The 21,457-nt window shown below is 48.1% G+C and carries 18 protein-coding genes; all 18 read right to left on the reverse strand.

The window, feature by feature from the left end:
• Complete coding sequence (gene metG, locus V7Z69_RS04800) at positions 1-1,932, reverse strand: methionine--tRNA ligase (RefSeq protein WP_334138851.1); 1,932 nt, start codon at positions 1,930-1,932, stop codon at positions 1-3.
• 5 nt (positions 1,933-1,937) lie between these two features.
• The gene (rsmI, locus tag V7Z69_RS04805; RefSeq protein WP_014162787.1) at positions 1,938-2,774 is read right to left on the reverse strand and encodes a 16S rRNA (cytidine(1402)-2'-O)-methyltransferase; all 837 of its coding nucleotides are present in this window, start codon (positions 2,772-2,774) and stop codon (positions 1,938-1,940) included.
• A complete protein-coding gene (locus V7Z69_RS04810; protein ID WP_334138853.1) occupies positions 2,774-3,514 on the reverse strand; it encodes a tRNA1(Val) (adenine(37)-N6)-methyltransferase in 741 nt (246 codons plus the stop codon). The genes rsmI and V7Z69_RS04810 overlap by 1 nt, the downstream gene beginning before the upstream one ends.
• Positions 3,514-6,933: a chromosome segregation protein SMC gene (gene smc / locus V7Z69_RS04815; protein ID WP_334138854.1), complete on the reverse strand. Its 3,420-nt coding sequence runs from the start codon at positions 6,931-6,933 to the stop codon at positions 3,514-3,516. Before smc ends, V7Z69_RS04810 begins: the two co-directional genes overlap by 1 nt.
• A complete protein-coding gene (locus V7Z69_RS04820) occupies positions 6,908-8,413 on the reverse strand; it encodes an Rne/Rng family ribonuclease (protein WP_014162784.1) in 1,506 nt (501 codons plus the stop codon). The genes smc and V7Z69_RS04820 overlap by 26 nt, the downstream gene beginning before the upstream one ends.
• The gene (locus V7Z69_RS04825) at positions 8,406-9,029 is read right to left on the reverse strand and encodes a TIGR03936 family radical SAM-associated protein (RefSeq protein ID WP_014162783.1); all 624 of its coding nucleotides are present in this window, start codon (positions 9,027-9,029) and stop codon (positions 8,406-8,408) included. Before V7Z69_RS04825 ends, V7Z69_RS04820 begins: the two co-directional genes overlap by 8 nt.
• Positions 9,026-10,837: a TIGR03960 family B12-binding radical SAM protein gene (locus tag V7Z69_RS04830; protein WP_334138855.1), complete on the reverse strand. Its 1,812-nt coding sequence runs from the start codon at positions 10,835-10,837 to the stop codon at positions 9,026-9,028. Before V7Z69_RS04830 ends, V7Z69_RS04825 begins: the two co-directional genes overlap by 4 nt.
• Positions 10,838-10,859: 22 nt before the next feature.
• Positions 10,860-11,957, reverse strand: coding sequence for a rod shape-determining protein RodA (rodA, locus tag V7Z69_RS04835; protein ID WP_334138857.1), 1,098 nt, complete (start codon positions 11,955-11,957; stop codon positions 10,860-10,862).
• A 65-nt stretch (positions 11,958-12,022) separates the two neighbouring features.
• Entirely contained in the window at positions 12,023-12,313 is a 291-nt protein-coding gene (gene minE / locus V7Z69_RS04840) for a cell division topological specificity factor MinE (protein ID WP_334138859.1), read from the reverse strand.
• A gap of 18 nt (positions 12,314-12,331) precedes the next feature.
• Positions 12,332-13,132 (reverse strand): septum site-determining protein MinD, encoded by an 801-nt coding sequence (minD, locus tag V7Z69_RS04845; RefSeq protein ID WP_334138860.1) that lies wholly within the window; start codon positions 13,130-13,132, stop codon positions 12,332-12,334.
• Positions 13,133-13,207: 75 nt separating this feature from the next.
• Positions 13,208-13,858 carry a septum site-determining protein MinC gene (gene minC, locus V7Z69_RS04850; protein WP_334138877.1) on the reverse strand — a complete coding sequence of 217 codons (651 nt, stop codon included), beginning with the start codon at positions 13,856-13,858 and terminating at the stop codon, positions 13,208-13,210.
• A gap of 80 nt (positions 13,859-13,938) precedes the next feature.
• Positions 13,939-15,669, reverse strand: a complete 1,731-nt coding sequence (gene mrdA, locus V7Z69_RS04855; protein ID WP_334138861.1) for a penicillin-binding protein 2 — start codon at positions 15,667-15,669, stop codon at positions 13,939-13,941.
• Positions 15,659-16,126 carry a rod shape-determining protein MreD gene (gene mreD, locus V7Z69_RS04860; RefSeq protein WP_334138863.1) on the reverse strand — a complete coding sequence of 156 codons (468 nt, stop codon included), beginning with the start codon at positions 16,124-16,126 and terminating at the stop codon, positions 15,659-15,661. Before mreD ends, mrdA begins: the two co-directional genes overlap by 11 nt.
• Positions 16,123-16,902 carry a rod shape-determining protein MreC gene (gene mreC / locus V7Z69_RS04865; RefSeq protein ID WP_334138864.1) on the reverse strand — a complete coding sequence of 260 codons (780 nt, stop codon included), beginning with the start codon at positions 16,900-16,902 and terminating at the stop codon, positions 16,123-16,125. Before mreC ends, mreD begins: the two co-directional genes overlap by 4 nt.
• A gap of 33 nt (positions 16,903-16,935) precedes the next feature.
• Positions 16,936-18,003 carry a rod shape-determining protein gene (gene mreB / locus V7Z69_RS04870; RefSeq protein WP_334138865.1) on the reverse strand — a complete coding sequence of 356 codons (1,068 nt, stop codon included), beginning with the start codon at positions 18,001-18,003 and terminating at the stop codon, positions 16,936-16,938.
• 26 nt (positions 18,004-18,029) lie between these two features.
• Positions 18,030-18,665 carry an MBL fold metallo-hydrolase gene (locus V7Z69_RS04875; RefSeq protein WP_014162773.1) on the reverse strand — a complete coding sequence of 212 codons (636 nt, stop codon included), beginning with the start codon at positions 18,663-18,665 and terminating at the stop codon, positions 18,030-18,032.
• Positions 18,662-19,117 carry a D-aminoacyl-tRNA deacylase gene (gene dtd, locus V7Z69_RS04880; RefSeq protein WP_014162772.1) on the reverse strand — a complete coding sequence of 152 codons (456 nt, stop codon included), beginning with the start codon at positions 19,115-19,117 and terminating at the stop codon, positions 18,662-18,664. Before dtd ends, V7Z69_RS04875 begins: the two co-directional genes overlap by 4 nt.
• A gap of 6 nt (positions 19,118-19,123) precedes the next feature.
• Positions 19,124-21,451: a RelA/SpoT family protein gene (locus V7Z69_RS04885; RefSeq protein WP_334138868.1), complete on the reverse strand. Its 2,328-nt coding sequence runs from the start codon at positions 21,449-21,451 to the stop codon at positions 19,124-19,126.
• Positions 21,452-21,457 lie beyond the last annotated feature (6 nt).

Here is a 21,457-nt window from a genome sequence, read left to right on the forward strand (position 1 = left end):
CTAGTGAACCCTCGCCCCCAACCTTATGTCGCCATCCACCGTCAAAAGAGCTATTTCCTTTCCATCAGGGGTCTCCGCGGCCAACAGCATGCCGTTGCTCTCCACTCCCCTGAGTTTTGCGGGCTTCAAATTGCATATCACTATTATCTTCTTGCCCAAAAGCTCTTCCTCAGTATAGAACTCCCTGATGCCCGACACTATGGTGCGCCTCTCATAACCCAGATCCAAATCCAACTTATATAACTTATCAGCCTTGGGTACAGGCTCCACAGATATTATCTTGGCAACCCTAAGCTCCACCTTCCTAAAGTCATCTATGGTTATCTGCTCCTCGTGCTCTCCAGGATCTGGAGCCAGGTTTTTGGCCATTTCTCTTTTTGCCTTCTCTTTTTCCCATTCCTCCATATCTATCCTTGGGAAAAGCACTTCTTTCTGTCCCACTTTTGAGCCGCTTTCTCTTTCTCCCCAGCGGAAGTCGTCTATATTGCACTTATAAGGATCTTCGTCTATCCCAAGTTGGCTCCATATTCTCCTACCCGTATCAGGCATGAATGGAGCCACCAGTAGACCTACCAACCTCAAAACTTCCTCCAGGGTGTAAAGCACCGTACCCAAACGCTCCGTTTCCTTTTCCCTACCAAGCTTCCAAGGCATGGTCTCATCTATATACTTGTTGCCCCTCCTAACTAATGTCCACAATGCTTTAAGGGCCTCGTCAAAAGCATAGACATCCATGTGACTTGTGTAAGTCTCCACTGTTTCCTCAGCCAAGCCCTTTACCTCCAAATCCACATCCTCCAACGTTGCAGGCTTGGGTATTTGGCCTTCAGCGAACTTGTTGATCATCTGCATCGTCCTGTTTAAGAGGTTGCCCAAGTCGTTCGCCAAATCGGAGTTTATCCTGCCAACAAGGGCTCTCTCCGAGAAATCACCATCTAGGCCGAAGGGAACCTCACGAAGGAGGAAGTATCTGAAGGGATCCACTCCGTAGAGATCCACCATTTCAAAGGGGTCAACTACATTGCCCTTGGATTTGGACATCTTCTCGCCCTCTACAGTCCACCAACCGTGGGGAAATACCCTTGCTGGCGGTTCAAGCCCCAAGGCAAGAAGCATGGCAGGCCACACTATGCAGTGAAACCTTATTATGTCCTTGGCCATTATATGGTTCACAGTAGGCCAGAACTTCCTTACCATTTCTTCATTGTCAGGATAACCACATACCGTCAAGTAGTTGATCAAGGCGTCAAACCACACGTATATGACGTGCTTTTCATCTCCAGGCAGAGGAACCCCCCATGAAATGGTAGTCCTGGAGATGGATTGATCCTTCAACCCCCCTTTTATGAAGCTCACTATCTCGTTGTATCTAGTCTTGGGGAGAATAGCATCGGGGTTTTTCTCATAGTAATCCAAAAGGGGTTTTTCATACTTGGACATCCTGAAGAAATAACTTTCTTCAGTCATCCTCTGAAGGGGTCTTTTGCAATCGGGGCACAGCTTGTCTTCACCAAGCTGGCTCTCAGTAAAATAGGTCTCGCAAGGTACACAATACCACCCTTCGTAGGTACCCTTGTAAATATCCCCTTGTTTGAGCAATTTCTCGAAAATATACCTTACTACCCGGATATGTCTTTCTTCAGTGGTCCTTATGAAATCTGTGTGGGTTATTCCAAGCCTTTCCCACAGCTTCTTGAAATTCACCACCACTTGATCTACCAGCTCTTGAGGGGTAAGGCCTTTGGCCTGCGCAGCCTGCTGAATCTTCTGGCCGTGCTCATCGGTCCCCGTGGCAAACATCACATCGTAACCTCTCATCCTTTTGTACCGGGCCATGACATCCGCAGCTATCGTGGTGTAGGCATGACCTATATGGGGAACATCGTTAACATAATATATAGGCGTGGTAATATAAAAAGCCTTCTGTCCCACGGTTCTCATCTCCTTTCTTCAGTATTCATATGGAGTAGCTCTTTTTTTACTTTATTTTTCGGTATACCATACTCCTCTTGTATCCTTTTTGCAACATCTTTTACCTTTTCGCCTTTATCTATGAGTTCCTTGGCTTTGCATAACCAACCATTCCCATCTACTTGCCTTTCCTTATCTTCCTCATGGCAAGAAGGATATAGAACCAACACCATCTCACCCCTCGGCTCATTTTCTTCTGCCCACTCCAACAGCACGTTCAAGGGCCCTCGCACCACTTCCTCATGGACCTTGGTACATTCCCTGATCACTGCACCCTCTACGGGGCCCAAGGCTTCCAATAAATCTGAGATATCGGTTTTTATTCTATGGGGAGATACATATAGAGCCACAGGGGGCGGGGCTTTAGTTATTCTTTCAAAGTAAGCTTTTCTCTCCTTTCTCTTCCGTGGCAGAAAACCGAAAAACGAAAAAAACTCCAACGGAAAACCTGACAGCAGTAAAGCTGGTATAAGAGCCGTAGGTCCTGGCAAAGCCTCTATCTTTATCCCCTCTTTTATTGCCTCCTTTATAACCACTGCTCCTGGATCCGATATACCCGGAGTTCCTGCATCGGATACAAGGGCCACCACCTTTCCTTCTCTCAGGATCCCCAGGAGCCACTGAGTCCTCTGCCTTTCGTTATGCTCATGGTACGAGACGAGCTTTGCCTTGATGTTGAATCGCTCAAGTATTTTCCTGGTCCTTCTTGTATCTTCACAAGCCACGATGTCTGCCTGGCGCAGAGCCCTCAAAGCTCGTAGAGTGATATCTTCCATGTTTCCTATGGGAGTAGGTACTATCACTAACGGCAAAGGTTATCACCTATCCTGTAGGCTCTTAATAGTTCCTCCGTGTAAGAGCCATCGCTTCCGTGAATAAACAAAGGAGGCTCCACAAGCATGCCAATTCCATCGGACCTGGTAGCTTCCATCAAAAAAACTGAAGCGTCGCTTTCTGGCTTCGGATGGACTAACCTCAAACGTCTAGGTTGAAGCCCCTTCTGGGTCAACTTGCTGCACACCTCGGCAAGCCTCTTGGCTCTCATTACCAGATAGAGCCTGCCTTTGTTCCGCAGGAGGAACTTGACTGCAGCCGCAACATCTTCGAAAGTACAAGCCACCCCGTGCCTGGCAGTGGCCTCTCTAAAATTAGGGCTAGGTCTGCTCCTATCTATTTCGTCATATGGAGGGTTAACTACTACCACATCGAAGGACTGGCTTTTGTAAAGCCGTCTTACCTCCCTGAGATCCCCCTGTCTGAACGTCACCTTATCGGAAAGGCCGTTCTCCTCAGCGTTCTGCCTTGATAGTTCCCATAGATCCTTTTGGACCTCAAGACCCTCTATGCTCGAGGCATGGGGGTACCTTTTGGCCAAAAGCAAAGCTACTGCACCATGAGCAGCCCCCAACTCCAAAACCCTCTCACCACGCCTCACTCTACAATAGGCAGCCAGAAGCACGGTATCCACGTTTACCCTAGGGCCATCCACTGGCTGTTTCAGTACCAGTTCTCCGTACAAAATATCGTCACGGGTTATATCCATCAATCCCAATCCTCCAAGCGCACCCCCACAATCTGAGACAAACCCGGCTCAGACAAGGTGACTCCGTACATGATATCCGCATGCTCCATTGTTGCACGCCTGTGGGTCATACAAAGCAGCTGTATCCTCTTCCCATACTCCTCGGCAAGGGCGGCAAATCGTCTCAGGTTGGATTCGTCCAACGCAGCATCCACTTCATCCAAAACTGCTATAGGAACTTCTGCAACCTCCATGGCTGCAAAGAGCAAGGAAATGGCAGCAAGGGACTGCTCTCCTCCAGATAGCTGGCCGATGTGCTGGGGCCTCTTTCCTGGAGGACAGGCAATGACTTCAACTCCAGACTCCCAAAGATCTCCGCCCTCGGCCATCCTCAATTGTGCTTCTCCTCCTCCAAAGAGGTTTTTAAACAGCTCGCTGAAACGCGAGTTTATATTCCTCAATGCATCTTTGAAAATCCGGCTTGCGTGTTCATCGGCCTTGGATATCAGTCTCTCCAGTTCCTCTATCCCGGAACTTACATCCCTTAGCTGTTCCCCTAGATATTCCAACCTTCTCTGCAGGGATTCATCTTCGGAAAGGACACCCATTTGGACGTTTCCCATCTCTTTTAGTGTTCTTTCCAGCTGTCTTATCTTCTTCTTTATCTCCTCTGGCCTTCTTTCTGTCTCCTCCAATGGTGACGGTCCTATTGCCTGCCCGTCCCACATCTCCGCCAACTCTGCCAGCTCCGTCTCAGCCGATGCTTTTTTCAGTTTCAACTCCTCTATCTCCAATGTCCTTTCCTTGAACCTAATGTCTGCCATGGCCTTTTTCTTCTTTAAGTGAGACAACCTGTCCTCCCACAATCCAATTTCCTTCTCAATCTCATGGATACGACCAATCAACTCGTTGCGAGCATTCCACTCGGATAAATACTGCTTTCCCAGGGCCTTAAGCGCCTCCAAAGCGAACTTTCTCCTCTGTTCAGACAGCCTGGCAGATTCCTCTCTGGAGGAGATGCTCTTTTTGAGGCGCTCTTCCTCGGAAGCGATTCTGTTCAAGATATCCTGCGCAGCTTTCAACTTCTCTGCCTCTATCTCTACCGCTACCTTGGCCTGTTCCTCTTCCCTTTTGAGTTCCCCTATGGATAAATGCTTTTCCTCCTCGACAAGGAGATCTTCCTTTAGTTGCTCCAATTCCTGCAAAACATTTAAATAACCTCTTCCCAGCTCTTTCAACTTCTTTAACGCCTTTTGCCTAAGGCACTCGACATCTTCCTTTCTTTGCTCAAGCCTAGAAAGCCTCTTTCGTGTTTCCTCCAAGGCGCTTTTCACCAAATCGGCATCACGTAGAGCTGCTTGTTTCCTTAAAGACCAAGAATGTTCTTCTTTCTCCAAAAGCTCTATTTCCCTCTGAAGAGATTCTTTCTCCCTTTCAAGCTGTTCAAGGTATGTTTTCTTCTCCAACAAATGGGCCCTAGAAGTGATAGCCCCCGTCTTTCTGTCCTTGGAGCCTCCTACGACGGTCCCTGACGGATTGAGCACGTCTCCTTCCAATGTGACAATGGGACAGGGAAACCCCCTCCTCGACAATTCTTTCGCCGTGTCGTAGTCCTTCACGATCAACAGATCACCCATCAAATGTCTGATGGCCGTCTCCCATTTTTCGTCTATCTTTATGAGGTCACAAGCCCAGGATATAACCCCATCCAATCCCTCAATAAGAGATTCGGCTGATGGAGTGCGCGGTCTTGCCTTCTCCAAAGGCAAAAAGGTAGCCCTACCTGCAGCGCTATCTCTCAAGCTCTTGATACACTGACCGGCAGCGTCCAAATCCTCTACAAGCACCCAATACTGGCGTCCCCCAAGGAAAGCTTCTATTGCCGAAAGTATCTTCTGAGGTCCTTCAATGGTCTCCGCTACGACTGACAGCTTCACTCCCAACCTGCCCAATCTAGAAGCTGAAAGCAAATGCCTTACAGGCTTTGGGTAATTTTGTCCATATATGGTGTCTTCTATGTCTTCCACAACAGAAGCTGTTTTGGTTATCTCTTTTCTCAATTTTTGAAGACGGGAGGCTGCACCCTGAAGCTTTGAAAAGAATCCTCCATGCTTCGCCAAAGCTTCCTCTAGGTCCTTTTGAGCTTTCCTCTCATCCTCAGTCAGGGCTGATATTTTTCCCTGAAGAGCTGTTATTTCGAGCTGAAGCTCGTCCCTCTCCTTGCCAAAATCAAAACAAATCTTTCCTGTCTTGGATAAATCGGAGCGCAAAAGTTCAAGGTTTCTCTCAAGATGTTCCTTCCTCTTGAGCAACCCATTCCTTCTTCTCTCTCTCTCCTTTATTTCCTCATCGATTAGCTTCCGTCTTTCCCTGATGGCCTTGAGGAGATCCTCTTTGTGCAGCAGGCGTTCCTGAGCTTCAGCTACGCTCTTTTCTGCTTCGCTTTTCTCTTCCAACAAATTCTCCAGAAAGACCCTCTCTTTATTTAGATCCTCTAAAATTCCTTCCTCGTGCCCCAAAAAATCTTTGATTGTAGTTCCATGTCCAAACATCTCTTTTTTCATGTTTTCCAAGGACATGGATTTCTTTTGGCTTTCATCCCAAAGTTTCTTAACCCGTCCCTGAAGCTCTTGTCTCTTGGATTCGCCGTACTCCAGCCCTATCCCCCAAAGGCGGGGCCATAGAGCCGCAAAGAGCTGGTTTCGTTCTAACAACCTGATCTTTTCGGTAACCTCCAAGATGATCTTTTCTGCATTGTTTTTCTTGATAAAGTAGTAGCGTCTCTTAAGTTCATCGAGGCGGTCCAAGAGTTCCTTTGCCTTAAGAGCCCTAGATACCTCTGGAGCAATAGATTCCTTCCTGTTTCTTAGCTCCGCTGCCAGGGTTTCCAACCTGACCAGTTCGTCTTTCGCCTCTTTTAGCCTCGCTAAAGCACCTTCCCTCTGTGCTCTGTATACATCAATGCCGAAAAGGGCCTCAAAATGCTCCCGCCTTTGAGATGGTCCTTGTTGTATTACCTCTGCTATCTCGCCCTGCCCTATAAAGGCAAAGCGGTCGACACCCAGTTTCCATTTTCTTTTGACCTCATCCAGGTCGGTGAGCCTGACCTTCTCTCCATCTACCAGCACAGTCCCCCCCTCAGAGGGCGACCATCGCCTTTTTATCTCGCAAAAACTGCCTTCATCCTTGAGTAACAAGGTCACTTCCGCAAACTTGGCCGGCGGTTTAGTCACACTTCCCTGAAAAACAAGATCTTGCTGCCTCTGGATCCTGAGCCTTCCGGGATTAGAGTCTCCCAAAGCCCACTTCAACGCATCGAGGATATTGCTTTTCCCGCTGCCGTTAGGGCCCACCACCGCCGTAAAACCAGGCGAAAGATCCAATCGGTGAAACCCTCCGAAACTTTTAAAACCTCTAAGCAGGATCCGTTCTATAAACAACGCATCCTGCCTCCCTCTCCTTGAGCAGGTTTACTCTATGGAGCACCTGCTCTAGCTTCCCCTGATATTCTATTCTGTATTTGTCCCACGCCATCTTATCGTTGGCCATTATGAAGAGTTTTATCCCCAGCTGTTCTTCCCACTGCCTTTGAATGCTCCCATGTATAAAGTCCGCTATGGCATTGCTAGTTTCTATAAGTATGGCTTCTGGGGCACTGGACTTGACTACTTTCCTCAAAAAACGCTTTATGGCAGCTGATATACTCTCCTCTCTAAGGACTTGACCCGTCCCTCCACAGAAGGGACACCCTCTGGTAAAGGTACTTCTCATATCGGACCTCGCTCTCTTGCGGGTCAGTTCAACAAGCCCCAATCTAGTCAATCCAAAAACCTTGGCTTTACAGCGGTCGCTTCTGAAAACATCCTCCAGGCGCTCGAGCAGAGCCTTCTGATCGTCCTCGCTCTCCATATCTATGAAGTCGATGACGACTATGCCCCCTATGGCTCTGAGCCTGAGCTGCCTGGCTATCTCCTCTGCTGCTTCCATGTTCGTCGTGAGGACTGTCTTTCTGAGGTCTTTGTCTCCCACGTATTTCCCTGTGTTTACGTCTATGACGGTCAAGGCCTCAGTCTGATCTATTACCAGGTACGCTCCGGAGTGGAGCCATACCTTTCTATCCAAGGCCGTGGCGATTTCCTTTTCGATTCCATACATTTCGAAAAGAGGCATCTTGCCCCTATGCAAAAAGACCTTTGGCTGGTTTCCTTTGGCGCAAAAACGTTCAACGTAATTCAGCGCTGCTTGGAACTCTTCTTCCGAATCGGTTATTATCTCCGTAACGGACTCGTCCAACTCGTCCCTTATGACCTTGCCCAAAAGGCCCATATCCTGGTACAGAAGGCATGGAGCGTTCTGCATGGAGGCCTCATGCTCAATCTCTCTCCACGTAGAGAGCAGTTCGGAAACGTCCTTCAAAAGAAATTCTTCATCGGTCCCAACCGCTGCCGTCCTGACGATCAAACCAAAACCTTCCGGACGTATCTTCCTGCCTAAAACCCTTAAACGTTCCCTTTCCTCGGAAGGGACCTTTCTTGATACCCCCACATCTGTTCCGCCAGGAACCAAAACCAGATATCTGCCCGGCAGAGATATTCTTGTGGTAACTCTGGCACCCTTTCCTTTCCTGGCCGCCCTCGATATCTGTACCACTAATTCTTGATTTTTCTCTATCTTCAAACCTTTTGCCTCGGCGAGGTACAAGAAAGCGTTTCTCCCCTGCCCCAAATCGACGAAAGCGGCATTCATACCGGGCAAAACGCTGTCAACCCTCGCTTTGTATATGTCACCTGTCCTCTGGCTGTCCCAGAGGCGATCCACAAACAATTCGACCAGTTTGCCATCCTCTACTATAGCAACCCTCATCTCCTCAGGATCTATGCAATTAGCAAAAATCTTCTTATCCACTGGCTCGCTAACCATCTAATTCCGCAGGCCCCATTGGGGGGCACACCTCTCCTCCCTTCAGAACACCAACTGCGAGTCGAACCATGAAAAGGTCCTCCCATCCTTTTACTGCACCTTTTTCTTTTAACACAGAAACCAATTTGGTAAGCCCTGCCCTTGCGGGATCAAGCTGAACATATTCGATGTAGTCGTTGCCAAAAACTAGATGCTCAATCTTACCCAAAGCGTCCCATTCCTCTACAGAAAAGGACCTTAGCTTATCCAAGGCATTCTCGACGTTGAAGTATACCCTGTAGTGCGCCGCAGTGCAGAGTTTGTTCAAACTTGGCACCCTTGCATCAACTTCTTTTATACAATGGAATCTCAGCCCCTCGGGCATGTATCTATTGATCTGCTCGACCTGGGGAACATCTTGCTTTTCCAACCATATCTCCGCAGGCTCAGCCAATCCTATAACTCCTATTGGCAAGGCAGGACCCAAGCTTATTTTGTCTCTGGGGGAAAACCCCATCGTGCGGGCTATGGAGTATCCTGCACGACGCATGGCTCTGCATATAAGTGGTGGCAACTCTACGTGAGGAACAAAACTTAAAAGTCCCCTTTTTTCATAGATGAATCTCAACCTCATCATGATCTGTCACTTACCCTTTCTACTACCGGACACCCTCGGGTCTCCCAACCGCATGCATTACATTTACCACCCCGGCAATCCACTGTAAGTTTACCGGCCAGAGCTTTAGCTCTTTCTCTCCGCAAAAAGTCCTTGGATATTCCTACGTCTATGTGATCCCATGGAAGGACCTCCTCCAGGGTTCTTGCCCTGTTCGCATACTGGTAAGGATCTACTCCTACGGCCTCAAAAGCTTTCATCCAGGTGCCCAAATCAAAACATTCAGACCACCCATCGAACCGGGCACCCATTTTCCACGCCTCCTCTATGGCAGCTCCGACGCTCCTGTCTCCCCTGGCAACAACTCCCTCCAAGAAAGTCTGCTCAGGATCGTGATAGCTAAGTTTGAAGCCTCCCTTTTTAGCCTGCCCCTTAAGCCATCTTCCCGCCTGATTCAGGTACTCCATTGTTGCCTGAGGTTCCCATTGGAAGGGAGTGTGGGGCTTGGGAACAAATCCAGCCACCGAGACGTTCACTTTTAGCCTTTTCCCATAGCCTTTGCCCTTATTCATGGCCTCCTTGGCCACCTCTATTATGCCCTCCAAATCCTCCTCTTTTTCCGTTGGAAGCCCCATCATGAAGTAAAGTTTCACACCTTCCCAGCCTCTTTTTGCAACCTCTTCGAAGGTCTTCTTGATGTCCTCCTCGGTAACGCCTTTGTTTATTACATCCCTCAACCGCTGAGTACCGGCCTCAGGAGCAAAGGTCAAACCGCTCCTTGAGACGGCCTTTAGGTTTTGGGCCAGCTCTATTGAAAAGGCATCCATCCTCAAGCTGGGCAGGCTAAGAGTAACCTTTTTTTCATCCAGGAAAGGCGAAATGCCATCTATTACTTCCTTTAGCCCAGAGTAATCACAGGAGGCCAAAGACACTAGACCAAGCTCCTCCCACCCAGTGGCTTTCAGTATCTTCTTTGCAATTTCTACCACGTTCTTGGGAGAGCGCTCCCTTAAAGGCCTATATATCATTCCTGCTTGGCAGAAACGGCACCCCCGAGTGCAGCCCCTGAAGACTTCTACGGCCGCCCGGTCGTGAACTATACCTGAAAGAGGGACCAGCATTGAAGTAGGGGTAAACGCCTCATCCAAATTGGGCACCACGCGTCTTTTGTATGTGATCCCTTCCTCAAAAGGGGCTTCCTCAAGCAAGGGGACGTAAAAACCTTGCCGCTTTCTCAACTCTTCCATCGCAGCAAGCCTGTCGTTTTTTGTCTCTTTTACTACATCCAACAGTTCAGGCAGAAGGATCTCTCCATCCCCAAGGCAAAACACGTCAAAGAAATCCCCAAGGGGTTCAGGACAAAGAGCTCCCGGCCCTCCAGCTATTACCAGCGGATCACTATTGCTCCTGTCGCAGCTTTTCAGCGGAATACCGCCCAACTCCAGCATGGTCAGTATGTTGGTGTAGGTTAGCTCATACTGGAGAGTAAACCCCACCACATCAAACTCACACAAAGGCTTTTCGGAATTTATACCTGTAAGAGGAAGGTTGGCCCTTCTGAGCTCCTGCTCCATGTCAAGCCAGGGACAGTAGCACCTATCTACAGAAACGTGAGGAATGCGCCTTGCCTGGTCAAACAGGATCTGGAAGCCTAAGTAACTCATCCCTACTTCGTATGTGTCGGGGAAGGCAAGACAAAGCTTTACTTTTTTGGGGTCTTCCCAGTCTGCAGACAAGTCTACCCCCCACTCGCCACCAATATAGCGACAGGGCTTTTTTACTTTGCTCAATATATATTTGCGTCGGTCAAACCTCTCTGGAAAATCCATCTATCAAAACGCTCCTCCTAATTTAATCTGGCGCAAGCTTATATTGTTTCTTTGTAGAGGCATAAATACTCTGTACAATAGCAAAGGCCACGCTTATAGAGACCAAAGAACTACCTCCGTACGAAAGGAGAGGTAAGGGCAGCCCCGTCACCGGGGCTAATCCCATACTCATAGCGATGGATTCCACAACCTGAAACCATATCCACGCTGAAATCCCTACTATGTACATCTTCGCTCTCTTGTCTTTTGTGAGCCTCGCTGTTTTCAGTAATCTATAAAGCAGAAATCCAAACAACACTACTATCGACGCAGCGCCTATGAAGCCGAACTCCTCTGCAAAAACGCTGAATATAAAATCAGTATGAGGCTCCGGAAGAAAATACAGCTTGCTTTGGGTTCCCTTCAAAAACCCTTTGCCCCAAAGGCCTCCCGCTCCTACGGCTATTCGAGACTGGATTACGTTATAGCCTGCTCCCAGGGGGTCGAGATAAGGATTTATAAACACCAGCAACCTCAGTTTTTGATACTCCTTCAAAAAATGCCATCCCACGGGCAAACAGGCCAACGCGATCGCTATCAGGGTACCAATGTATTTTTTAGGAGCCCCTGCAGCAAACAAGATCCCCAGGGTCACACAGGCGTACACTGCCGCTGTTCCAAGATCAGGCTGTAACAACACCAACATACCGCTTAAACCTGCGATAATTAAAGCACCCAGGAAATTTTTAAACCTGCTGGGAGGGAACCTGGAAAGCCAAGAGGACAGCACCAAAGCCAAAGAAACCTTGCCTAGCTCAGATGGCTGTATTCTCACCTGACCTAGATGGAGAAGCCTTCCTATGTCTATCCAGCTTTGAGAGCCCCTCGATATGGTTCCCGCAACTAAAACAAAGGCCATAAGAAGGAGCACCATTGCATATATAATGGCAGACCATTTCAAGAGCCTTTGGTATCCCACGCAAAAGACCAATAAAAATGCCCCTGATGATATAAGGCCCCATATAATCTGTCGATAGACAAAATATCTTGCTATATAGCCTCTTGACGCCGTGGCGCTGTATATGCTTATAAGGCCCACCATAAAGAGCAGCAACACTGCAGCGAGCGCCCAAAAATCCATATTCCGGAGAGAAGAAAATCCCTCCAACATAGACTTTAAAAATTTTCTCATAACCCTCCCGTCTTCTACTTCGTCTTATCTGGGCCCACCTTGACGTCGCGGCAATTTCTCTTGACCCTCACTACCGGAATATTGGCGACTAATGCCACAGATTTGTTCTCCTTCTCCAGTTCGAGCTCTATTTGGCTCTCGTCTATCTCCATATAACGGCTTATAACCTCTATGATGTCCTTTCTAAGCATCTCCATCATGCCGGCAGAGATGTCTGCCCTATCATGGATAAGAACAAGCTGAAGCCTCTCCTTGGCCTGTTTTTTAGAATCTCCGAGTTTAAAAAAGCGAGAAAGGAAACCCATGACTTCACTCCTTTTCCTTTATAACCTGAACAGACTTTTTATTCCTTCCCAAAACCCCTTGCCCTCATTCTCGTTAGGATACTGTAGGGGTATGTCCTTCCCCAGGAGGCGATGGCAGATGTTCCTAAACGCCCTTGCAGCAGGAGAATTGTGCCCCAACGACAAAGGTTCCCCCTTATTGGTGGAGACCACTACCTCCTCGTCCTCTGGAACAACTCCCAGCAGCTTTACAGCCAATATCTCGCTTACATCGCTCACATCCAACATGTTGCCTTTCTTCACCATCTGAGGACGATACCTGTTCACGATGAGGTTTATGCTCCTTTTACCATCAGACTCCAAAAGGCCAATTATCCTGTCTGCGTCCCTGACCGAGGACACTTCCGGAGTGGCTACCACCAATGCCTCATCGGCAGCCACCGCGGCATTCCTAAAACCTCCCTCTATGCCTGCGGGGCTGTCAATGATAACGAAATCATAAGACCCTCTCAACGATTCACAAAGCTCAAGCATCTGTTCTGGAGAAACAGCGTCCTTTGTCCTGGTCTGAGCAGCGGGCAAAAGGTACAAATTATCGACTCGCTTATCCCTTACCAAGGCCTGTTCCAAACGGCAGCTTTTCTCCACTACATCCACTAAATTGTAAACTATGCGATTTTCAAGCCCCATAACCACATCCAAATTTCTGAGCCCTATATCGGCATCAATCGCAACTACGGAGTAGCCTTCCTTCGCCAAGGCCGCAGATATGTTGGCTGTGACGGTGGTTTTCCCTACGCCTCCTTTTCCCGATGTGACAACTATTATCCTAGTATCCAAGGAATATCCCTCCATGCTTTTAGGTGGTTTTGCTGTACTCTAATAATAAGATCTTATATAGTCTTGATAACCTTCCTACCCAGAAAGCTCCGAGACCACTATCTTACCTTGATCAACATAAACCTTTACAGGTTTGCCCGTCCAGAAAGTATCAGGTTGAACATAGGATATCTTATCGCTTATCCTTACCTGGTTTGCTTCAAAGGAGCCCGCTATTATGAAAACATCATCGTCACCTTCACATCCTGCATGGGCCAAACCACACAGCTTGCCCCACACACAAACGGAACCTGTAGCATATATTTCCGCACCTTCGTTGACGTTGCCTAACACTATAACATCGCCATCATGCTCTATGGTATTCCCAGACCTCAGCGACCTCTGAACGAAAAGGGTCCCTTTACCTTGATAGGTTCTCTGCCCTTCTTGGGTTTTAAATCCCATACGCGCAAGGACCTCTTTGCTCCCCCTATCCAAGGCCCTCCATTCTTTTATCTTCAATGGCCTTTTCATCACCACGTTGGACAAAAAACTGACAACATCCTTCTGGGTCAGGGGTCGCATTTTGAAATCCAATATAAGCGGGACCCCTATCGCTAGCTTTTCTGCCTTATCCAGGGCAGCGTTTACAGCATCATGTAGACAGTCCATAGGGATGTCCTCCGATATCAGCAATCGGATACCTTCACCTTCACCTTTGAATTGTACTTTTCCAGAGTAATCCATGCGTGTCACCTTTCCCAAGTATTTTGCCAGCCAGTTATTTTATTATAAATATTATGTCACATTTTTTACATATAACCACATCATCTGGGACCGCGACAAAGAAAACTGAGTACCTGCCCCACAATGGGAGCCGCAGCGCTGCTTCCATGACCTCCACCCTCAACTAAGGCCACAGCCACATATTCAGGTTTCTTAGAGGGAGCGTACCCCACAAACCACGCGTGATCTTCTCCATGGGGATTTTGAGCCGTTCCAGTCTTACCTGAAACCTCAACTCCATAACCTCCTGCAAGCCTACCGGTTCCCGACTTGACCACTTGATATAAGGCATTCCTTAAAATCTTCAAAAATCTATCAGATAAACCCAAATCATCTACTTCAACAGCGCGTCCTGCATACAGCCTGGGCCTCACCAACTTGCCTCCGTTTGCTATGGCAGCAAAGACCCTGGCCATCTGTATAGGAGTGGTTAGCAAAAACCCTTGCCCTATAGAATAATTTACCGTGTCCCCTGGATACCAACTTTCATTAAATACCCGTTTTTTCCATACAGGATCAGCCACAAGACCTGATGCTTCTCCAGGAAGATCTATGCCTGTGGGGCTTCCCAATCCAAACTTTCTGCTCCAAAAGGTTATTGCATCTATACCTGTCTTAAGGCCCACTTGATAGAAATACACGTCACAGGACTCCCTGATCGCCTTCTCCAGGTTCACAGTCCCATGTCCGGTAGTTTTCCAGCACCTAAACGTCCTGTTGCCCAACTTGAAGGCTCCCGGACAGTAGTAAGTCGTACTAGGGGTAATCTTCTTCTCCGCTAAGGCCGCATAAGCCGTCAACAGCTTGTAAGTAGATGCCGGAGGATATGTGCCACTTATAGTCCTATTCATCATGGGCTTGTCCTTGTCCTTAAGCATTAGGGCCCATTCCTTACTTGATAATCCCCAAGCAAGGGCATTGGGGTCATATCCAGGGTAGCTATACAAAACTTTCACATCTCCATTTCTCACGTCCATGGCAAACACCACGCCTTTTCTGTCGCCTAGAAGGGAAGCTGCATAGCTTTGCGCGTTGAGGTCTATGGTTAAGGCTATCCTATCTCCCGGCACGGGCTCCTTTCGATCCACTACCCTAACTCTTCTTCCCCTGGCATCTACCTCTATGGCCTCTTCTCCGTATTCTCCTCTAAGTTGATCCTCGTAAATCAGTTCTACTCCGGCCTTTCCTATTATGTCTCCCCCTCTATATCCTTTCCCTCCCAAGCTTTCGAGCTCTTCCTTGGTAATTTCCCCCACGTATCCCAAAACATGGGGTAGCAGGTTCCCCGTAGGATAGACCCTTCTCATTACCGGCAAAGGATAGAGGAACTCGGGATACTCGGGATCGCTTACCAGATCCGAAACCTGCGCAATCGTGAGGTTGGAAAGGACAGTGACAGCATTGTAAGGAACACTGTATTGCTTTTTTATCGTCGCTTTTATCTTGTCCTTCGTGAAAGGAATTCCGTGCCTCAAAAACACTCTTTCAAGGATGTTTATACTTTCATCCTTAAGCAAGTCCTGCGGATACCCTATCAAATCGAACACTTTCATGCTGGTAGCCAAAATGGCTCCGTTGGCATCCACAATGTCTCCCCTTGATGGAGGAAGACGTATGAATCGCAACCTGTTCTGGGCTGCCAAGTTTATGTATTTGTCCGATTGAAGAATCTGAAACCTGAAAAGCGCCAAGACCAACAGAGATATGGAAAAAAGCACCAACCACAAGAGTGCCTGGATTCTTTTCTCGCCTGGGTCAAGCCTATGAGGCATTGCTCTTTTCCCCTCGCTTAAAAAACACAAAGCCGAAGATAAAAGACAACACCAGGGCATATATTTGCTGGAGAACAACCTGATTTAACATATGCTGGGATGTAATACCCAAAACCACTAGGTGAAAAACAGCCACACACAAATGGCCTATAAACATTATCGAGGCAAAAATTAGGGGGGTGCGACCACTCTTGGGCATCAGGTTCCATAGCCAGAAAGAAAGCATTAGTGCTCCCACGTACGCTACGGCATTGAGCCCAAGAAGGCTAGACCACCTCAGATCCCACAAAAGGCCTCCCAGAAAGGTCACCCATATAGCTCCTGAAAGTTTACGATCCAAAGCTGCAGTTTGGTAAAACATGTACATGAAAAAAAGATGGGGCATCAGGACCCATCCCATAAAAAAAACCTGGAGCAGGTCCTGACAAAACCACATTAAAAGGGATGCAACCATCATTTGGCATCACCACCAGGTATGTATACCTGGACCTCATATAACCGAGAAAAACTGGCCTTGCTCTTGACGGCAAAGGTATTATACCCGTCCTTGGACTCCAAAAGGACCCCAACGGTGCCAATTGCAAGACCCGCTGGCAGGTACTCGTTGACCAGGGCCGTCTCAACGTTCATTCCTGCCCCAACTGGGCTTTCCGATGGGATATAAAGGAGCCGTAAATTGCCTTTACCGTCGCCGGCAACAACCCCCAAGTCCCTGGTCTCGGCCACAACGGCCGGCACAAGCATTTCTGACCCTGTCAGAAGCTTGACCCAGGATTGGTCAGCATCGACTCTGTAGATTCGACCAACCAGAAAGCCGTTGCTTAAAACTGCATATCCAGGCCTTATTCCATCGCGGCTTCCTTTGTTTATCCTAAAGCTTACCCACCATTCCTCAGGTCTACGAAGAGTTACATCCGCAGTCAGGATATTTGATTTAGCCCTTTGTCCTTTTTTCTTTTCCTTGGAGGCAAGAAGAACTTTGAGCCTTGTGTTCTCATCCCTTAACGCCTCCAGCTCTTTCTTAAGGACAAAACCTTGATCAAACCAGAACACCGCTTTGGCAACAAACCTCCTGGCAACAAAGGCAGGAAACTCCGGAATTCGCAGGACTCTCTCCGACAGGTCGAAAATCCTATGGACGCCGGGATTATTCGCAGATGCCAGAAGCAACGTTACCCCCAGCAGAATCGCAAAAGTTCCATGCATTATCGCCGAATTGACCTGTCTCAGCAACTAACTCACCTGCTTTTAAAGGCTTTTTCTCTATCAGCGCATACCGTGCCCCACGGAAATTATCACTTTCCTCATGGAGTCCAAGTTATCCAACAGCTTACCCAATCCCTTGGCCACGGAGTATCTGGGCTCTTCTGCCCTTATAACCGGAGCGTTGAGTTCCTCCGAAAGCCTCCGGTCAAGACCTTCAAGCATAGCTACACCTCCGGTGAGCACCAGCCCCTGATCAGCTATATCCCTTGCTAGTTCCGGAGGGGTCTCCTCCAATGTCTCCCTAACCATCTCTATTATCTTGACTATGACGGGATCGATAGCCTCTCGGACCTCCGAGCTGGAGATACATATGGACTTGGGCAGTCCATCCTTTAGGTTTCTACCCCTTATCTCCATTATTTTCTCGTTGTCCATGGGCAACGCCGAGCCAAGGGAGTTCTTGATCTCCTCTGCGGTGGAAGGTCCTATGACGAGGGTATACTTTTGCCTTACCATGTTTATTATGCTCTCGTCCATGTCGTTACCTGCCATCCGAAGGGAATTACTTACAACGACCCCCCCTAGAGAAAGCACCGCTATCTCGCTTGTCCCTCCGCCAATATCGAGTATCATGCTTCCCCTCGGCTCGTTTATCGGCAATCCAACACCTAAGGCTGCAGCCAATGGCTCCTCTATTACGTATGCCTCCCTGGCTCCGCCATCCAACGTTACGTCTATGAAGGCTTTCCTCTCCACCTCGGTAACGTACACTGGAGCACAGATAACCACCTTTGGGTGGCTCAAAAAGCCCACTCCTCCGCTGGCCTTATCCAATACATGGCTTATCAGCGCTCCAGTCATCTCAAAATCGGCTATCACACCATTCTGCAATGGCCTTACAGCCTCAACACCTTTGGGTGTCTTGCCTTCCATTGCTCTGGCTTCCCGCCCGAAGGCGATTATCTCCTTCGTACTCTTCCGATTAGCCCTTCGGTAAGCTATTACTGAAGGTTCGTCTATCACTATTCCTTTGCCTTTCACGTACACCACTATATTGGAAGTTCCCAAATCTATGCCTATGTCCTTGCCAAAAATCCCAGCCAATGAACCAAACATCCCTTTCACCATCTTTCAATAAAATTCTATGAAGGCCTTTAATTCTCTGTAGGCCAAAAGGGGTTATTCACTCTCTCGGCACCTATGACCGTTTCGGGGCCATGGCCTGGAAACACCTTGAGTTCATCGGGCATCTGGGCCAGTTTCCTAAGAGAGACTTCCAGGGCTCTTGGGTCTCCGCCAGGTAAGTCCGTCCTTCCCACACTCCGGGCAAAAAGGGTATCCCCTGACAAAAGAATATTTTCTTCTTGGTCCTTAACCAAGAAACAGCAACTACCCTTGGTGTGCCCGGGCGTATGGATGACCTCAATCCTCAAAGAACCCATTTCCAAAACTTGTCCGTCCTTCAGCATCATCTCCGCTGGAGCAGCAGCACAGGGCTTGCTCAGGAATAAGGAGAGATTAAGCTCTGGCTTTTCCAACATTGGGGCGTCAAACTCATGTATTCCTACTCCTTTTTTCGCTAAAGGCCTTATGCCTTCTACACCACAAATGTGGTCAGAATGGCCATGAGTCAAAAGCACCATTTCCAGTTGGATTTGGTTGTTCCCTATAAATTCTATAACTTCATCCACGGGCCCGCCAGGATCCACAAAGAAACCTATTCCCCTTGAATCCCAAACCAGATAGCCATTGGTCCACAAATCTCCTAAGGGAAATCTCTTAATGTTCATTGTCCTAGGACCTCCTTGCTATCCACTATAAGAGTGACCGGTCCATCGTTACAAAGCTCCACCTTCATGTGAGCCCCAAACTTTCCCCTTTCTACTGCAACACCAAGATCTTTTACGGCATCCATGAATGATTCATATAATCTTTCAGCCATTGCAGGTTCTGCAGCCTTGACGAAGGATGGCCTTCTCCCCTTGCGGCAATCACCATACAAGGTGAACTGGGAGACCACCAAGGCTTTGCCTCCGACGTCCCTGAGGGAAAGGTTCATTTTGCCGTTTTCATCCTCAAAGATCCTTAAGTTGACGATTTTCTCCGCCATCCAGCTAACGTCCCTATCGGAATCGTCACCCGTTACGCCAAGAAGGACCAAAAGTCCTTTATCTATGGCTCCAACAGTATCATTCTCAACCACAACCCTTGCCCAATCAACCCTTTGAACTACCGCTCGCAAAAACGTTCACCCCCGTATTACCTCTATTACACCCTTTACAGCGTTTATTTTAGCTATTATCTGATATAGATGCTCTATATCTCTTACCTTCAAATCCACAAGCATTCTCGCTCGCCCCGTACCAGTGACGGAGGCCCTTACCTGTAGGATCGTTCCATCACATGTGTTGATTGTATGAGCCACGTCAGCAAACAAACCTGGCCGGTCGGTCCCATCTATTCGCAGTCTGGTGCTGTAGCGATCTGACCTCTTATGACCCCACTCCACCTCAACTAATCTCTCTTCAGGGACCTTCTCTACATTGGGACAACCTCGATTGTGGACCGTTACTCCTCTTCGCTTCGTTACCACTCCTATTATTGGATCTCCTGGAATGGGCTTACAGCAGTTTGCCCTGCTGACAAGAAGACCTTCTATGCCCTGAACCACTATTTCAGTGTCATAGGTTTTGCTTTCCTCTCTCTCCTTCGCCGTATCTAAGGGGGGTTCTTCTTTTATTGCTTTTGAAGTCTCCAACCCTAGATACTTCGAAGCCACTTGGGATGATCCCATCTCTCCGGACCCTATAGCAACCAGCAAGTCCTCCGCGTTGGAGTACCCCGCATCTTTGGCCACTTTGTTCAAGACGGCTGTTGATAGGACCACCTCTTTATCTTTATCTTCATCTTTTTCCTTGCTTAACCTTTTCTTTATCTCCCTTACGAGGTATTCCTTTCCTTTGGCTAGCTTCTCTTCTCGATCGCTCTTCTCTAACTGCCTAAAATAGGACCTTATCTTACTTTTGGCCCTACTGCTTTTGGCGATGTTAAGCCAATCTCTAGAAGGTTTTCCGTGAGGAGATGTAAGGATCTTCACTATATCGCCGTTTTGAAGTTCGTAATCTATGGGAACTATCCTGTTGTTCACCATCGCACCGATGAACTTGTTGCCCACCTCAGTGTGAATGGTATAGGCAAAATCCAATGGCGTGGAGCCTGCCGGCAAGGAGATGACGTCACCCTTTGGAGTGAAGACGAAAACTTCAGATGACAGAACGTCAGCCTTAAGATGTTCCAAGAACTCCGAAGGCTCAGAGGTCTCAGCCTGAGTCTCCAATGCCTGTCTTATCCAAGACAGCTTTTGATCCAGCTCGTCAAGTTTCTGCTTGCCTTCCTTGTACCGCCAATGGGATGCTACGCCATACTCGGCCAACCAGTGCATGTCCCACGTTCTTATTTGGACCTCAAGAGGCTCACCGCTGGGGCCTATGACCGCTGTGTGCAGTGATTGATACATGTTGCTCTTGGGATTGGCTATGTAATCGTCAAACTGCCCAGGCAAGGGCTTCCAAATCGTGTGAACCACACCCAGCACGGTATAACAAGTGGCTACATCGTCAACTATGACGCGCAACGCCAGAAGATCAAAAAGCTCCTCCAACGATAAATTTTTTCTGCGCATTTTCTCGTATATGCTGTAAAAGTGCTTTGCCCTGCCAGTTATATGGGCTTTTATGCCCATCTCATTCAGCTTCTTCTCCAGGATGGTCATGGCCTGCTTTATTATCTCTTCCCGTTCCGGAAGCTTCTTTTTGACCCTGCGCCTGATGTCATAATATGCCTCTGGATCGGCGATCTTAAAAGCTGCATCTTCCAGTTCTCTCTTTATTTGGTAAATGCCCAACCTATGAGCCAAAGGAGCATAGATCTCGAGGGTTTCCTTCGCTATCCTGATTTGCTTGTCCATCCTCAGATATTGTATGGTCTTCATGTTGTGGAGGCGGTCGGCAAGCTTGATAAGCACCACCCTTACATCCTTTGCCATCACCAAAAACATCTTTCTCAGGTTTTCTGCCTGATAATCTTCAAAGGATTTAAAGGTGATCTTACCAAGTTTGGTAACCCCGTCCACTAAGAGAAGGACATCCCTTCCAAACTTATTGGAAAGTTCCTCTGGAGTGACCGACGTATCCTCCAACACATCATGGAGTAAAGCAGCTTCCAAAGTGTTTACGTCCAACTCCATCTCAGCCAAGATGGCTGCAACCCTGATGGGGTGAACCACGTAAGGCTCCTTGGAAAGCCTAAATTGACCATCGTGAGCCAAGGCGGCAAAAACAAACGCCTCACCGCACTTTATCAGGTCTTCCTTGGACAAATAACTAGATGCCCTGGCCCAAAACTCCTGCCACGCCATCTTCACAGACATATCCCTCTGATCCTCAGGAATACGCCCAACAAAACTATCCCTCAGAAGACGCAGTGACTTTCGCTCCCTGGTTAAAAGGGGCTCCTTGGGTTTATTGTCTGCTTTTTCAACTTCATCATGCTTGGATCTTTCTTTTTTTTCATCCATCCTGCA

Origin of the sequence: Thermovirga lienii (assembly GCF_036847465.1) — a bacterium.
In the GTDB taxonomy this organism is placed as follows: Bacteria; Synergistota; Synergistia; order Synergistales; family Thermovirgaceae; genus Thermovirga; species Thermovirga lienii.